Annotated in this window: 13 protein-coding genes; 5 read left to right on the forward strand and 8 right to left on the reverse strand. The window is 58.5% G+C overall.

The features are described 5' to 3' along the window. Positions 1-4: 4 nt before the first annotated feature. Together AC1DRN_RS23980 and AC1DRN_RS23985 are read left to right on the forward strand one after the other, a co-directional pair. Entirely contained in the window at positions 5-1,318 is a 1,314-nt protein-coding gene (locus tag AC1DRN_RS23980; protein ID WP_223463366.1) for an OprD family porin, read from the forward strand. Positions 1,319-1,403: 85 nt separating this feature from the next. After that, complete coding sequence (locus AC1DRN_RS23985; RefSeq protein WP_223463367.1) at positions 1,404-2,816, forward strand: amino acid permease; 1,413 nt, start codon at positions 1,404-1,406, stop codon at positions 2,814-2,816. 124 nt (positions 2,817-2,940) lie between these two features. Here AC1DRN_RS23985 and AC1DRN_RS23990 read toward each other — a convergent pair whose 3' ends face one another. The 5 genes from AC1DRN_RS23990 to AC1DRN_RS24010 form a co-directional block, all read right to left on the reverse strand. Further along, positions 2,941-3,147: a co-regulatory protein PtrA N-terminal domain-containing protein gene (locus AC1DRN_RS23990; RefSeq protein ID WP_223463368.1), complete on the reverse strand. Its 207-nt coding sequence runs from the start codon at positions 3,145-3,147 to the stop codon at positions 2,941-2,943. Between the two features lie 81 nt (positions 3,148-3,228). Beyond that, positions 3,229-3,882 carry a hypothetical protein gene (locus AC1DRN_RS23995; protein ID WP_223463369.1) on the reverse strand — a complete coding sequence of 218 codons (654 nt, stop codon included), beginning with the start codon at positions 3,880-3,882 and terminating at the stop codon, positions 3,229-3,231. A 237-nt stretch (positions 3,883-4,119) separates the two neighbouring features. Beyond that, entirely contained in the window at positions 4,120-4,398 is a 279-nt protein-coding gene (locus AC1DRN_RS24000) for a DUF2790 domain-containing protein (protein WP_223463370.1), read from the reverse strand. A gap of 366 nt (positions 4,399-4,764) precedes the next feature. After that, positions 4,765-5,616 carry an Nmad3 family putative nucleotide modification protein gene (locus tag AC1DRN_RS24005; RefSeq protein WP_223463371.1) on the reverse strand — a complete coding sequence of 284 codons (852 nt, stop codon included), beginning with the start codon at positions 5,614-5,616 and terminating at the stop codon, positions 4,765-4,767. A gap of 662 nt (positions 5,617-6,278) precedes the next feature. Further along, a complete protein-coding gene (locus tag AC1DRN_RS24010; protein WP_223463373.1) occupies positions 6,279-6,848 on the reverse strand; it encodes a DJ-1/PfpI family protein in 570 nt (189 codons plus the stop codon). 197 nt (positions 6,849-7,045) lie between these two features. On the opposite strand from AC1DRN_RS24010, the gene AC1DRN_RS24015 reads away from it, so the two are divergent. Beyond that, positions 7,046-8,077, forward strand: coding sequence for an IS110 family RNA-guided transposase (locus AC1DRN_RS24015; RefSeq protein ID WP_223463374.1), 1,032 nt, complete (start codon positions 7,046-7,048; stop codon positions 8,075-8,077). A gap of 359 nt (positions 8,078-8,436) precedes the next feature. Here AC1DRN_RS24015 and AC1DRN_RS24020 read toward each other — a convergent pair whose 3' ends face one another. The 3 genes from AC1DRN_RS24020 to AC1DRN_RS24030 form a co-directional block, all read right to left on the reverse strand. After that, positions 8,437-9,177 carry an NAD-dependent epimerase/dehydratase family protein gene (locus AC1DRN_RS24020; protein WP_457266142.1) on the reverse strand — a complete coding sequence of 247 codons (741 nt, stop codon included), beginning with the start codon at positions 9,175-9,177 and terminating at the stop codon, positions 8,437-8,439. 291 nt (positions 9,178-9,468) lie between these two features. Continuing rightward, the gene (locus tag AC1DRN_RS24025) at positions 9,469-9,921 is read right to left on the reverse strand and encodes a thiol-disulfide oxidoreductase DCC family protein (RefSeq protein ID WP_223463376.1); all 453 of its coding nucleotides are present in this window, start codon (positions 9,919-9,921) and stop codon (positions 9,469-9,471) included. A gap of 139 nt (positions 9,922-10,060) precedes the next feature. Beyond that, positions 10,061-10,726, reverse strand: a complete 666-nt coding sequence (locus AC1DRN_RS24030; protein WP_223463377.1) for a LuxR C-terminal-related transcriptional regulator — start codon at positions 10,724-10,726, stop codon at positions 10,061-10,063. Between the two features lie 204 nt (positions 10,727-10,930). On the opposite strand from AC1DRN_RS24030, the gene AC1DRN_RS24035 reads away from it, so the two are divergent. Both AC1DRN_RS24035 and AC1DRN_RS24040 read left to right on the forward strand, forming a co-directional pair. Next, positions 10,931-11,218: a PilZ domain-containing protein gene (locus AC1DRN_RS24035; protein WP_223463378.1), complete on the forward strand. Its 288-nt coding sequence runs from the start codon at positions 10,931-10,933 to the stop codon at positions 11,216-11,218. 89 nt (positions 11,219-11,307) lie between these two features. Further along, positions 11,308-15,708: beta strand repeat-containing protein (locus AC1DRN_RS24040; protein ID WP_477786821.1), on the forward strand; the 4,401-nt coding region annotated here is incomplete at its 3' end.

Here is a 15,708-nt window from a genome sequence, read left to right on the forward strand (position 1 = left end):
CAGAATGAAACTGTCCCTCTGGCCTGCCTTGCCGCTCGCCATCTCCAGTTGCCTTGGCCAAATGGCCTGTGCCGCCTCTGACAACGGATTTGTCGAAGACAGCAGCCTGACCCTGACCAACCGTAACTTCTATTTCTATCGCAATAACCTCAACAACCCGGGTGGTCAGAACTATCGGGACGAGTGGGCCCACGGGATCATGCTCGATTACCGCTCCGGCTACACCCAGGGAACGGTAGGGTTCGGGGTCGATGCCTATGCGCAGTTGGGCCTCAAGCTCGACAGTGGCAAGGGACGCACGGGCACGGGTCTGCTGCCGGTCGATGCCGATGGTCGTCCCGAGGATGAATATTCCGAAGCGGGCGGTGCGGTGAAGGCGCGGATTTCGCAGACCGAATTCAAGTACGGCAACCTGACTCCGCTCAATCCGGTGTTCGGCACTGGCAATGCGCGTCTGTTCACCAGTGTTGCCACCGGCTTTCAGTTGACCAGCAATGAACTCAAGGCATTGCAACTGGACATCGGTCACTTCACTGCTGGCAACGACAGTAATTCGACCAATGCCAATGGCGCGCTCAAAGCGCTGTACGCCGGCGTGGAAACCCGCAGCGTCGATTATCTGGGCGGTAGCTATGCGCTGAGCGATCAACTGAGTGTCAGCCTCTACGGTTCGCAGTTCACCGACATCTGGCGCCAGTACTACGCCAATACCAACTACACCTTTGCCCTTGGCGAAGGCCAGTCGCTGAACCTGGATTTCAATCTCTATCGCACCAACGACAGTGGCCAGAGCCTGGCTGGCAAGATCGACAACACCACCTGGTCGCTGTCCACCGCGTACAAGTTCGGTGCCCATCGGTTGACCCTGGCGTACCAGCGGGTCGATGGCGACGAGCCGTTCGATTACCTGGGCTTCGACCAGCAGCCAGGCACGTCGATCTTCCTCGCCAACTCGATTCAGGTTCTCGATTTCAACGCCCCCAACGAACGCTCCTGGCAACTGCGTTATGACCTGGACATGGCGCCTTTCGGCGTGCCGGGCCTGAGTTTCATGTCGCGTTACGTCAGTGGCGACCACATCGATGACAGCCATTACGACGGCGGACCCAATGGCGCCTATGGACGTTACGGCGATGACGGCAAACGCTGGGAGCGCGACATCGAGGCGCGCTATGTCGTGCAGTCGGGCAAGGCCAGGGATCTTTCAATACGCGTGCGTCAGGCCAGTGTGCGTTCCACTGCGCAGGTCGCCCGTGCCGACACCACGGACAACAACGAGGTCCGGGTGATCATCGAATATCCGCTGAGTATTTTCTGATCCGTGTCCTGCTGTGCGTGGCTGATCCCCACCGTTAAATCCACGACGTGCTCTTCAAGAAAGACAAAATCCAGAGGACATAAAAATGACCGATAACTCCGGTTTCGAAACGATATCCAACCGTGAACACGGTTTGCGGCGTCAGCTGACGTCGGGGCAGATGAGCATGATCGCCATTGGCGGTGCAATTGGTACCGGGCTGTTCATGGGCAGTGCCTATGCCATCGGTTATGCCGGGCCGAGCGTACTACTCAGCTATGCCATCGGCGCAATCATCACCTTGCTGTTGATGGGCTGCCTGGCCGAAATGACCGTGGCCCATTCGACCTCGGGTTCGTTCGGTGCCTACGCCGAATTTTATGTCAGTCCCTTGGCCGGGTTCCTGGTGCGCTATGCCTACTGGGCGGCGATTGTGCTGGCGGTCGGCACGGAAGTGACGGCGGTGGCGATGTACATGAAGTACTGGTTTGCCAACGTGCCGGAGTGGATATGGATCGTCTCTTTCTCCAGTGTGTTGATCGTGCTCAATGCCATCAGCGTGAAGACTTTCGGCACCTTCGAGTACTGGTTCTCGACCATCAAGATCGGTGCGATTGTCGGCTTCATCATCCTGGCGGTGTATGTGGTGTTCGGTTCCGGTAATCCGGACTACGGCGTGCACAATTACACCGCTCACGGCGGTTTCTTCCCCAATGGTCTGCAAGGGATGTGGATTGCAGTGATCGTGTCGATCTTCAGCTACCTGAGCGTGGAGATGATCGCGGTGGCTGCCGGTGAGGCAAAAGACCCGGAGCAAGCGGTAAAGAAAGCCTTTCGCGGGACTATCGTGCGCCTGGTGGTGTTCTACCTGCTGACCCTGGCGTTGATGCTGGCAATCGTGCCTTGGGTCCAGGCTGGCCATGCGCAGAGTCCGTTCGTCACGGTGATGCAAGCCATCGGCATTCCCGGCGCCACCGGCGTGATGAACTTCGTGATCCTGATTGCGGCGTTGTCGGCGATGAACAGCCAGTTGTACATCACTACGCGCATGATGTTCAGCCTGTCCCGTGCCGGCTACGCGCCAAAATCCATGGGTGTGTTGAGCAAGACCGGGATCCCGTTGAACGCGTTGTTGCTCTCGAGCTCGGGGATCGCCCTGGCGACCTTGCTCAACATCCTGTACCCGGAAAGTTCGTTCACCCTGATGATGGCGATCTCGATGTTCGGCGCGATCTTTACCTGGTTCATGATCTTCCTCACGCACTTCTGTTTCCGTCGTTTTCACGAGCGCAATGGCAACCGCAAACTGTCGTTCCGGATGCGTCTGTTTCCCTACAGCACATTGCTGGGGTTGGTGCTGATGGGGGCGGTGATGATCACGACCTATTTCACTGAGGCCTTCAAGATGACCCTGGTGTTCGGTGTGCCGTTTCTGCTGGTGCTGTCGATTGTCTACGGTATCTTCTTCAGGAAAACCCGGGCGGTCACGCGTCAAGAGCGAAAAATACTGGCCCCATAAAAAATGCCCGTATCTCACGATACGGGCATTCTTCAACCTGCAAAGCTTGCCTTGCCGTCATGACTCTGTCGTAAAGGTCAGCTGGCTTGGGTGCTGCATTCGAGGCTTGAGGCCGCACCACAGATCAGCTGTTGGTGCGGTCGGCTGCCTTGGCTTTGCTTTGAGCTACGGAGGCTTCAGCCTTGTGTTTCTGGGCAACCTGGTAGGTTTCCATCGAGACTTTCCGGGCCGACTCCATGCGTGCGACGGTCCGGTCACCGCCACCTGTGGCCATCGCCAGAGAAGAAGCGGTCAGGGTGGCGACTACGAAGAGAACTTTCATGGATTTCATTTGGGGATCCTCAAGTGAAATTTGTTAACGGTTAAAGCGCGATTCATTGGCGAGCGCTGAACGTCCTTGTTCAACCGGACTTCACCAGCCCGCCAGGGCGGCGTTGCCAGGTGTCGCGGTGCCTTGCTCCAGGCGCGCTTGGGCGTCTCTGTCTTTGGCCCAGACGGTGAGCAGTACCATCATTCCGAAACCGCCGACGATGAGCACCGGATAGGCGGCCAGCAACTCCAGCAGGGAGTACTTCCAGGCCAGCGGACGACCCACACCCAGCAGGGCGGCATAGAACCACGACACGCCAGAGAACGCCCCCGAGAACAGCGCCAGCATGCGCAGGCTGAAGGAGAGCTTCAGTAACGAGCCGGCTTTTTTCAGCGCCGGCAATACAGCGCGATGCAACACGAAGCCGTTAATGGTCAACAGCACAACGATGCCGATCTTGGCTTGTATTTTTGGATTGAGGAAATACTCCATTCCCTTGCCGGAATAATCGATCCCGACAATAGCAATGCCTGTAATCCAGAGCCAGACAAGTGCAATCGATACGGTTTTTTGAAGACTGTCCATGTGCGCGTCATCATGGTGACCCGACACATCGCCCTTCAAGAGTTGCTGGACCATTGCAATGTCACTGGTCAACACCAACCCGATTGCCACGCAGCAGGCGATAAGATGGAAATATACAACGCCCAAGCGCAAATATTCCACGGTGGACGAAGAAAACATACTAAGTTCCATGGTTACCTCTTGGATTCAATAGTGAATCGACTTGGCTCTCGGCACGGCATAATTAAAGTTTACCGTTGCTGATTTCAGTTAAGACTCGGCCATTACGATTAGTTAATCTTGCGGCATGATGCTGCGAAGATAAGAGTGACGCTCGCGAATGAACTTTCAGTCATTCGAATGTTTTCACTTTCAGGTAACAATAAATATCATCCGCACTGGGTGCCAATGAGGTTTAACTTGCGCGGATCAGGCAATGCTGGTGGGGTCGGCAGGGCTTCCACCCCATTCGAGGAAACGAAGCTTGTGAATCTCGCCCTCGCTGTCTTCGTAGACCAGGGTCACCGGCACCATGCCGGTCTTGTCGGAGGTATCGGTGCGCTGCAGTACCCGTTTCACATCGATTTCCATTCCGTAGTGGTAGTCGACGGCGGAGAGATGCGCGCCGGGTTCTTGCAGGCTGTTCTGGTCGAAGACACTGGGTGCGAGACTGGAAATCACGGCACTGACAATTGTGGCGATGCTCATAAGGCTTTACCTCTTCTGTAGTTCACTTGACAAGGACCTAATGTGACACGTGATGAGAGTGAAGTTCACCTCACCGCGACGAACGTGCCTGCCTGAAAAGCCTGTAGTGGCTGCAATCTCCCGGCAATTCCCCGCGCTTGACGCCTCTCGACCGTTCGTCCTTTAAACCCCGTATTTGCTGGGCAAAGTCCGTTTTTTAAGGAGGTCATGACATGTCATGACGGATTTTTCGTGCGGTGGTTGTGACAGTACGTGGACCGAAAATGCCAGCTATCGAGCCCGGGGGAAATGTCGGGTATTGGCCGATTACAGACAGCGTAACGGCCGGCGGATCGTAGTTTGGCGCGGAACCCGCGTCCGCGGCGATCACATAGGTGTGGACTCGCATCGACATGCCTCCTGCGCAAAGAGCTGATCGAGCCACGCGAGCGCATCGGCACGATTCGTGATGTCTGCGACGAATTCCTGACCACGTGCGGTGGCTTCCAGAGTCCCGGACGACGACCAGCGCTGCGATGGGTGATAGGTCAGGCCGACTCCGCCGCGCGCTGAGTTCAACCAGTCAGGTACCGACCAAATGGACGGGCGCAGCGCATGACTCTCGGTCAGTCGAAAGCCTGTCTTGAACAGGCCGAAGCCCGGCTGCCGGGCTATGCGACCGTCCAGCATCAGACGGTCGGCAGCAATGTAAAGCGTGTTGTTTTCCTTCCAGCCGGCCCTGGTGTGTGGGTGTTCTTCGAGCCAAGGGTAGCGTTCAGCCGCGTGCGTTCCATCGACACCCAGAGATAAGACCTCCCCGATTTGCAGCCACCCATATACGCGATGTTCGCGTTGCCCCTCGTATGACCAGCGGCCCTGGATTTGCGTCACCGGCCGGAACAGACCCCAGAAGAGGAACAAATCGCCGACGCCGACACCTTGCCCGGCGAGATGACTTTGAGCTGCGGCAAGCTGACCGAGTGCGCCGCGCCATCCAGGCGCGCGAGGGCGCACGCGGGGATCAAGATCTGGATCGAGGTGGCAAGGTGTTGCTCTCGTGTATCGGCCTCGGGTGAGCTGTTCGATAAGTGTCGGGATCGGTTCGGTCAGGTCGCCGAAGGTGATGGGCGTCGGCATACGTGTGGGGATGGGGAGCGAGATTGGTCGCCCCTCCAGTAGCGGGCTAGGGACTCCGCCGGCGGAGGAGTCGAAACCTTTGCGGGAGAGTACGAGTTTCATAAGCCGCCAGTGGTGAGGAGCCGCTTGAAGTTGTGGTCCGAGGTGATTGGTTCACCGTCGATGCTGAGCGCCGCCAAGGGTTTGAGCGTAGTCCTTCTCTAAGCGGCTATTGCCGATTCAGTGATTGCACCTATTGCTTGGATGACCGCTATAGCTCACCTGGGTGCGCCACGAGTCTCGATATTCATGAACCTCATCCCAGTCCTGACTGTACTCGCAGCGGTGGCATTTCCGGGTAAATTCTTGCACTACTACCATCTGATAAGAAGCGCCTTGAACTGGGGTGCATTTACATGAGTCAGCGAAAATCTTCGAAGAAAGTCCTGGCAGAAGAAATCATACCGGTCGAGCGATAAGAGCCGCACCGCCGCTAATACGCTGATCGTGCTCATCTCTGAATTAGCCAGTCAACCGTCAGAAATCGGCCGATTCTGCTGAAAAAGTCGCTCTGCCCAAACGGCCTGATCATTGACTGGTGATAACGCCTTTTTTGCACGCTGCTACGTGAAATCCGAGTCCGGAAGTCTCTGCCAAAAGTAAAGATTTCAACCTCGGACGCGTACTTTTCCAATACGCAAACCATGGCCGACTTTTCAATAGAATCGGCCAAAGGCTTCCACTCGAACGCATTACCTGATCGGCTGTTTTGTGGGACGAAGCGGTCACCGATGTTCCGCTGCCAACATTGACCTGAACTGAGAAATGATCTCTGAAGATAGCCCGGCAGCTTCGAACACTGCGCAGGTGAAGCTAACGGGTGCAGGGCCTGGAGCGGTTATGATGCGGTCTGCAACCACAGCTACTGGACTGCTTCGATAAAGAGTGCGCCCTTCATAACCTACGGCATTTTGTTGTAAGAAGTCAGCGCTGTTCGAGGTATGAGCAACCGTGTCGAGAAGCCCGGCCCTCGCAAGTGCCAGCGTTCCCCCGCAGATACCGGCAATTGTCGCTCCACTTGAACGACTAGCATGAAGAAAGTCTCGAATATCCGGTGCTTCTGCACGTTCCCAGACCATTCCTCCAATGACGACAACAACGTCCGGTTTCCAGTCCAGACATTGTTGCAAACTGCTATCGACAGTTACAGCCAATCCACCCTGCGAGCGGAACTGCCCCGTAGCAGAAGCGAAAAACCTCACGTCGATCCCGTAAAACGGGGACGCAGTTCCAGCAATGAAAGCATATTCCCAGTCCGCAAAACCGGGTGTCAGTATCAATCCCACGCGTGCCATCAGTCCGAATCCTCCATGAATGCCAATAACACATGGCGACAACAAACATACATCAAGGGCTGCTTTGGGTCGAAATCTGCCCTGCTCGACAGGCATAAATCGGCCAGAAGCGGTGGGATGGACTCCTCCTCACTTCGGCATCTTGAGTGCCAGACTGAAAGTGCGAACCACAGTCAACGGTGAGAAGGAGTCCACACATGAAGCTTATGCGCATTGGGGTCGACCTGGCCAAGAACGTGTTTCAGATCCACGGCGTGGATTGTCATGAGCTACCCATCTGGCGGCAGCGTTTACCTCGTGATCGCTGGCTGCAAACGGTGCTGGAAAAGATCGAACCCGGCTGTGAGATCGGCATGGAAAGTTGTGGCGGTGCACATCATTGGGCGCGGCAACTACAAGCACGCGGATTTCGGGTGAAGCTGATCGCGCCGCAGTTCGTCAAACCGTACGTCAAGAGCAACAAGAACGACGCCAACGATGCCGAGGCGATCTGCGAAGCCATGAGCCGCCCCAGCATGCGCTTCGTCGCCGTCAAGACCATCGAACAACAGGATATCCAGGCGACGCATCGCATCCGGGCCAGCTTAATCGAACAGCGGACGGCCAAAGCCAATCAGATTCGTGGGTTGATCGCCGAGTACGGCCTCGTTGCTCCGAAGGAATTACTGATGCTGCGTCGCGCAATACCGTGCTGGCTAGAAGATGCAGATAACGGTTTGACGGCACGCTTTCGTCGTCTGCTGAATGGCTTGTGGGATGACCTTCGCGCATTGGATGAACGTGTTGGCCAACTCGACAGCGAAATATCTGCAATCGCGGCAAGCGAGCCGACTGCCATCCGTTTGCAGCAACTGCGCGGCGTCGGCCCGATGATCGCCACCGCACTTATTGCTGCCATCGGTGATGCCCGACAGTTTGCCAATGGCCGACAGTTGGCCGCCTCGCTAGGGCTGACGCCAAAGCAACACAGTTCTGGCGGCAAGGATCGACTGCTTGGCATCAGCAAACGTGGGGATGCTTATCTCCGAACGTTGATGGTCCACGGTGCGCGGTCGGCACTGCGCACAGCCAAGTCCAAAGACGATCGACTTAGCCAGTGGGTCGTCCGCTTAGCCGAGCGCTCACATCCCAATGTGGCCGCTATCGCACTCGCGAACAAAACCGCACGCATGGCTTGGGCGATGTTGCGCAACGACACTGATTACCAACCGGATCGGGCTGCGGCCTGATCTACCAAACCGACAAGTCTAACGAGTAAACAAACCGTCTACCCAGATTGCGAAGCAACCCGAACGATGGCAAACCGGTCGAACCGGCGTTGGCAAAACCCTCAAGTGTCCAGGTGCGTAAAGCACGTAGAAGCGATTGGGAGCCGGCGCGCGAATAGCCCATCATGGCCCTGCATCGAAACGATGCTGTATCCAGAGGCCGAATATACGTGTGCAGTCGGCACGGGCGCCAAAGCGAAGGAAGCTTCCCAACGAGGAGGAGTCCATATACGGTCTCTCGAAAATCATCAGAGTGGCTCCGACAAAATACGGCCAACTTCTGTCGGATCAGTTAGTCGTTCTTAACGTATTACTCATGTTCAATTAGATTGAGCGTTTCCTTCCAGAATCTCAAACCCATCATCAAGGGGGGCGTATCCAACAACTTTTCTGGTCTTATCAATAGAAAGGCGCTTATACCTGTTGTTTGAGACCCCATGGATAACGTGGAATCCGCTCAGTTCGGCCTCAACGCAATTTCTAAGTAGTGCGACAACATCCTTAAAACTGATAAAAGCAGCTACGTCCCTGGGACTGTGGCTCTCCCCTTGGTGAAACTTGGCTACGTTTGCAATACGGACTGCGATTGTTGTCATGTGACCATCGTTTGCATACATCGAAGCGAGAGCTTCCCCAAACACTTTGCTGACCCCGTAAAGATTGCCTGGTTTAGGTGCCATACATTCATGTATCTGGACATCTTTTGGATAACCTTCAATAGTCTGGGCACTGCTCGCAAATATGAAGCGCTTGCAGCCTTGAGCCCTTGCGGCGAATAGCATGTTGTAGGTCCCCACAATATTCACAGGAAGCAGGGAGGTCATGAAATCGGCGTCTGGGTTAGGGTCAGCAGCTAGATGAATCACGGTATGTATGCCTTCGCAAGCTTCAAGGCAACTGGCTTGATCCCTGATGTCGAGAGAGAAACGTTGTGCCGAGTCCGGAAGTTTTGAAACGTCTATATCGGCTAAACGCAAATCTGACTTATCGCCTTGCGCTGTCCAAAAAGCGCTGCCGATCTGGCCCGCAGCACCGGTGACTAAAATTTTTCGTGTTCTCATTTCAGCATGTCCTTATGGTAAACCTCACTATAGCCTCCCAGCCTTGTGGACCGTTTACAACCTCCAATAAGGGTGACAAGCATCAATTCTAAAGTCCGCTGCTGGCCGATTGTTGCCTTTCACCACCGGTTGAATCCACAGCCGAAAGCAGCCGGTCAGTCAGGGGATAGTTGAAGGGTATTCAGGGTGATGGTGGTAGCTGGCCAGGCAAACTTCGCTAGCATCGTTTGCAGCCATTTGGCGGTGATGCCAGATTGGAACGGGTGATCCGGTTAATGCGTGTGAGGGCGTTCATAGGGGCGCTTTCAAAAAGCGCTGTTCATGATCAGGCTCCGGCAACAGGCACGTGTCGTATTTCCCGAAGAGCCGATAACGATTAAGCGCAATGCGGTCGTACGCCCAATTTCGAAGTTTGCGAGGGAAGATGCGCAACAGGTTCACGGGGCGCCAGAGTGCGGAAAACTGGGCGATGACTTCGAAAAATGCATCCGAACGGTCCCAGTAGTGTCGGTCGCGGATCACCGCCATGGTGTCGAATTGATCCATGGGCAAACCTGCCCACGCGAGCAGAGCCTGCCCCTCGGGTGACTGAACCGCCGCCAACCGCACTCGACGCTGGCGGTCATGGCGAATCAAGAACCTCACCCAGCCATTGCACAGCTTGCAGACGCCGTCGAACAGGACCACCGTCTCTCCTGGTTTGAGCAGTGGCGCGGGTGAGGGGCGGATTTGTGAGGCTGGCATAAGCGTAGGTCCAAGGGAGCCTGGTTATCCCGGATCATAACCGCGTGCCAGCGTTAAAGTCTGCATTTGGCTGTGGATTCAACCGGTCGATGCGACACAACTGAATTCTGTGTAAGCAGAAGGCGTATTGCCGCAGTCCTCAATCGACTGTGGAAAGGCCATGCTTGTGTGCGTAGGCGTACAGATCTACGCGGTTCGTCAGGCCCAGCTTGCTGTAGATCGATGTTAAATGGTTGCGCAGCGTGTGCTCGCTGATGTGCAACTTCTCGGCCACCAACTTGCCAGGGGCTGAGGGGTCGCTGGCCAGCGAGGCGATGGTTTGCTGCTCGCGGCGCGTCAGCTTGGCGATTTTGTGTTGCTCCGGGTCTATATCGCGCTCGGCTTTCTTGCGCGCCAGTTCAAGGAAGATACGGCTGGTCGCATTGCGGTCAATCCAGAGTTCGCCGTCATGCACTTTTTCTATGGCTTTGAGCAATGTCGATGCGGAGGCCGACTCCCGCTTGTCCACCACGCCACGTGCGCCCGCCAGCACCGCACTGTCATGCAGCGCCACGTCGCTCGATCCTGTCACTACCAGAATCCTGGCTTTGGTCTGGCTGTGCAAGTCGGCCAGCGACTCGATACAGTCCTCGCTGTCCAGGTCCAGTACCACCACATCTGGTGTGTATTGGTGCAGCGAAAGCAGGTATTCCGCCACCGACGACACCGAACCCGCCAGCATCAATCTCGGTTGAGCGCTTTCCACCAGACGCTCAAGACCCCAGGCCACGAGCGGTAGTGCTACTAACAGGACTTGAATTGGCATGCGGGTCGCTGCCTCTTTAGACGGGTTGTGTTAGCTGATCATGATAGCAATCGTTGCAGCCTGTAGCTTTTTTCTATAGCGCTTCAGGCACCCCCTCCCATGACATTTGTCCCGTAAAGCCCTGTTTTCATGGCTGATTGACTCCCAGAAAAAAAGGGATAGCGCGCTCATGTAGAAAGCAGCGGTCGTTTTTAGACTGCAACCATGAAAGGCACATACCGAGTTGAGCCCCGTGAACAAGTCACCCTGTCGCTGCAACTGACCGACGGGAGCCACGGTGTCACCCGTGACATCAGCGCCTCCGGTTTGTATTTCGAAACCGATAGTGAGCTGCAGGTGGGTAGCTTGATTGACTTCGAGATCGAACTCGACACTCCCGGCGGCCCCATGAAGTTCAAGGCTCAAGGACAAATTGTGCGCATTGAGCCACAAGGCGGCAGGACCGGGGCGGGCGTGAAGCTGCTGGCCAGCCGGCTGGTGCCGGTGGAATGAGGTTTTCGTGGGTTGAGGAAGAAACGGCTAGTGGCTGTTAGCGGCCCACGGCGTTTTTTTGCTCAGGGTGACATTCTTGGGAGAAAGACATGGCGAGCACTACAACTACAAGCGGCGGAACCGTTACCTCGTTTTCCAACACGCCGCAGGCGAAGGATGACATCTTCAGCACCACTGAAAATCTGCTGGGGGTCGTGTATTGGGACGTCATGTCCAATGACCTCGGTGGCAACGCGAAGACACTCTGGTCACTCGACAACGCGGACAGTCTTTCTACTGTCACCAAGGTTTATGCTCCGGCCGACCTCCTGACCCAGGATACGGCGAGGGCTGAGGCGACGAGTTCTGACACCAGTTTGAATGGTGCAAGGATCTGGATCACCTCGGACGGCAAGGTCGGCTACGACGCCGCTACTTTCTCGTCTGCGTTCAAGGAACAACTCCAGGCGCTCGCCACTGGTGAACTCCTGACGGACAGCTTTACCTATGCGATTCGTCTTGGCAACGGAACGCTCAGTTGGGCCACTGCTACCGTGCAGTTTTCGGGCGTGAATGATGGTGTGATGCTCAGCATCGGAGGGCAGGCCGGCACGGTGACCGAAGACGCCGACACCACGGCGAGCGCGACCGACTCGCTGACGGCCAGCGGCACGATTGTCTTTAACGACGTCGACCTGAGTGACACGCACATGGCGACGTTCGCGCCGGCGGGGGGCAACGCTACTCATCTTGGTACGTTCGTGCTCTCGCCGGTAAGCGAAGCCGCGAACGCGGCCAACGGTTCGGTGCAATGGACGTACAACCTGAGCAATGCGGCGGCGCAGTACCTGGCCCAGGGACAGACAGTCACTGAAACTTACCTTGTCACCATCAGCGACGGTCATGGTTCGTCGGTAACGCAGAATGTGACCATCACCATCACCGGCACCAACGACCAGCCGACGGTGACGGCGGCCGAGGTCGAAAGCGGGGCGGTGACCGAAGACGGCACCACGATGACCAGCGGCAGCTTCGCCTTCGGCGACGTGGACCTGGCCGATCACACCCATGTGGCCAGCGTGAGCGCGCCGGCCAATGCGCTGGGTACGCTGGTGGCCAGTGTGAGCGATGAGAGCACCGGCGACGCGGTGGGCAGCGTGGGCTGGAGCTATACGCTGAACAACAGCGCGGCGCAGAACCTGGCCGAGGGCCAGACCAAGACCGAAGTGTTCACGGTGACGCTGACCGATGACTTTGGGGCGACGGTGAGCAAGGCCGTGACCATCACCCTGACCGGGACCAATGATGCGCCGACGGTGACGGCGGCAGAAATCGAAAGCGGGGCGGTGATCGAAGACGGCACCACGGTGGCCGGCGGCAGCTTCGCCTTCGGCGACGTGGACCTGGCCGATCACGCCCATGTGGCCAGTGTCAGCGCGCCGGCCGGGGCGCTGGGGACGCTGGTGGCCAGTGTCAGCGACGAGAGCACCGGCGACGCGGTGGGCAGCGTGGGCTGGAGCTATACGCTGAACAACAGCGCGGCGCAGTACCTGGCCGAAGGCCAGACCAAGACCGAAGTGTTCACGGTGACGCTGACCGACGACTTCGGGGCGGCGGTGACCAAGGCCGTGACAATCACCCTGACCGGCACCAATGACGCGCCGACGGTGACGGCGGCAGAAATCGAAAGCGGGGCGGTGATCGAAGACGGTACCACGGTGGCCAGCGGCAGCTTCGCCTTCGGCGACGTGGACCTGGCCGATCACGCCCATGTGGCCAGTGTCAGCGCGCCGGCCGGGGCGCTGGGGACGCTGGTGGCCAGTGTCAGCGACGAGAGCACCGGCGACGCAGTGGGCAGCGTGGGCTGGACCTATACGCTGAACAACAGCGCGGCGCAGTACCTGGCCGAGGGCCAGACCAAGACCGAAGTGTTCACTGTGACGCTGACCGATGACTTCGGGGCGACGGTGAGCAAAAACGTGACCATCACCCTGACCGGGACCAATGATGCGCCGACGGTGACGGCGGCCGAGGTTGAAAGCGGGGCGGTGACCGAAGACGGCACAACGGTGGCCAGCGGCAGCTTCGCCTTCGGCGACGTGGACCTGGCCGATCACGCCCACGTGGCCAGCGTGAGCGTACCGGCCGGTGCGCTGGGGACGCTGGTGGCCAGTGTGAGCGATGAGAGCACCGGCGACACGGTGGGCAGCGTGGGCTGGACCTATACGCTGAACAACAGCGCGGCGCAGTACCTGGCCGAGGGCCAGACCAAGACCGAAGTGTTCACGGTGACGCTGACCGACGACGTCGGGGCGACGGTGACCAAGGCCGTGACCATCACCATCACCGGCACCAACGACCAGCCGACGGTGACGGCGGCCGAGGTCGAAAGCGGGGCGCTGACCGAAGACGGCACCACGGTGACCAGCGGCAGCTTCGCCTTCGGCGACGTGGACCTGGCCGATCACGCCCATGTGGCCAGCGTGAGCGCGCCGGCCAATGCGCTGGGGACGCTGGTGGCCAGTGTGAGCGACGAGAGTACCGGCGACGCGGTGGGCAGCGTGGGCTGGAGCTATACGCTGAACAACAGCGCGGCGCAGTACCTGTCCGAAGGTCAGACCAAGACCGAAGTGTTCACGGTGACGCTGACCGACGACTTTGGGGCGACGGTGAGCAAGGACGTGACCATCACCCTGACCGGCAGCAACGACGCGCCGACGGTGACGGCGGCAGAAATCGAAAGCGGGGCGGTGACCGAAGACGGCACCACGGTGACCAGCGGTAGCTTCGCCTTCGGCGACGTGGACCTGGCCGATCACGCCCATGTGGCCAGCGTGAGCGCGCCGTCCGGGGCGCTGGGGACGCTGGTGGCCAGTGTGAGCGATGAGAGCACCGGCGACGCGGTGGGCAGCGTGGGCTGGAGCTATACGCTGAACAACAGCGCGGCGCAGTACCTGGCCGAGGGCCAGACCAAGACCGAAGTGTTCACGGTGACGCTGACCGACGACGTCGGGGCGACGGTGACCAAGGACGTGACCATCACCCTGACTGGTAGCAACGACGCGCCAGCGCTCAGCTTCGCGACGGGCAACGAGGCCGGCGCGGTGCAGGAAGACACCAAGCTCAGCGTCAGCGGCCAGTTCAGCTCGACCGACATCGATCACAATGCCACCGCCAGTTGGACCATCAATGGCCCATCCACCGGCACCTACGGTTCGATCGCCGTCGACAGCACCGGCCAGTGGACCTACACGCTGGCCAACGGCACCGATGGCGTTGCCAGTGCGGTGCAGGCGCTGCAGGCGGGCGAGAGTCACAACGAAGTGTTCAGCGTGCAGGTCAGCGACGGCCTCGGCGGTGTCGCCACCCAACTGGTGACCGTCACCATCACCGGCAGCAACGACGCGCCAGTGCTCAGCTTCGCGACSGGCAATGAGGCCGGCGCGGTGCAGGAAGACACCACGCTCAGCGTCAGCGGCCAGTTCAGCTCGACCGACATCGATCACAATGCCACCGCCAGTTGGACCATCAATGGTTCGCCAACTGGAACCTATGGCTCGATCGCCGTCGACAGCACCGGCCAATGGACCTACACGCTGGCCAATGGCACTGATGGGGTCGCCAGTGCGGTGCAGTCACTGCAGGCCGGCGAGAGCCACAACGAAGTATTCAGCGTACAGGTCAGCGATGGCCTCGGCGGTGTCGACACCCAACTGGTGACCGTCACCGTCACCGGCAGCAACGAYGCGCCSGTGCTCAGCTTCGCGACSGGCRATGAGGCCGGCGCGGTGCAGGAAGACAGCACGCTCAGCGTCAGCGGCCAGTTCAGTTCGGCCGACATCGATMACGATGCCACGGCGACCTGGAGCATTGCGGGTACGGACACGGGCACCTTTGGCTCGATCGCCGTGGACCCCACCGGCCAGTGGACCTACACGCTGGCCAATGGCACCGATGGCGTTGCCAGTGCGGTGCAATCACTGCAGGCGGGCGAGAGCCACAACGAAGTGTTCAGCGTGCAGGTCAGTGATGGCCTGGGCGGCGTCGCCACCCAACTGGTGACCGTCACCATCACCGGCAGCAACGACGCGCCAGTGCTCAGCTTCGCGACCGGCAATGCTGCCGGCGCGGTGCAGGAAGACACCACGCTCAGCGTSARYGGYCAGTTCAGYKCGGCCGACATCGATCACGATGCCACGGCGAGCTGGAGCATTGTCGGGTCAAATACCGGCACCTTTGGCTCAATCGCCGTGGACCACACCGGCCAGTGGACTTATACGCTGGCCAATGGCACCAATGGGGTTGCCAGTGCCGTGCAATCGCTGCAGGCCGGCGAGAGTCACAACGAAGTGTTCACGGTGCAGGTCAGCGACGGCCTCGGCGGCGTCGACACACAGCTGGTGACCGTCACCATCACCGGCAGCAACGACGCGCCGGTGCTCGGTTTCGTGGCGGGCAACGAGGCCGGCGCGGTGCAGGAAGACACCACGCTCAGCGTCAGCGGCCAGTTC

Source organism: Pseudomonas sp. P5_B3, from assembly GCF_056400405.1.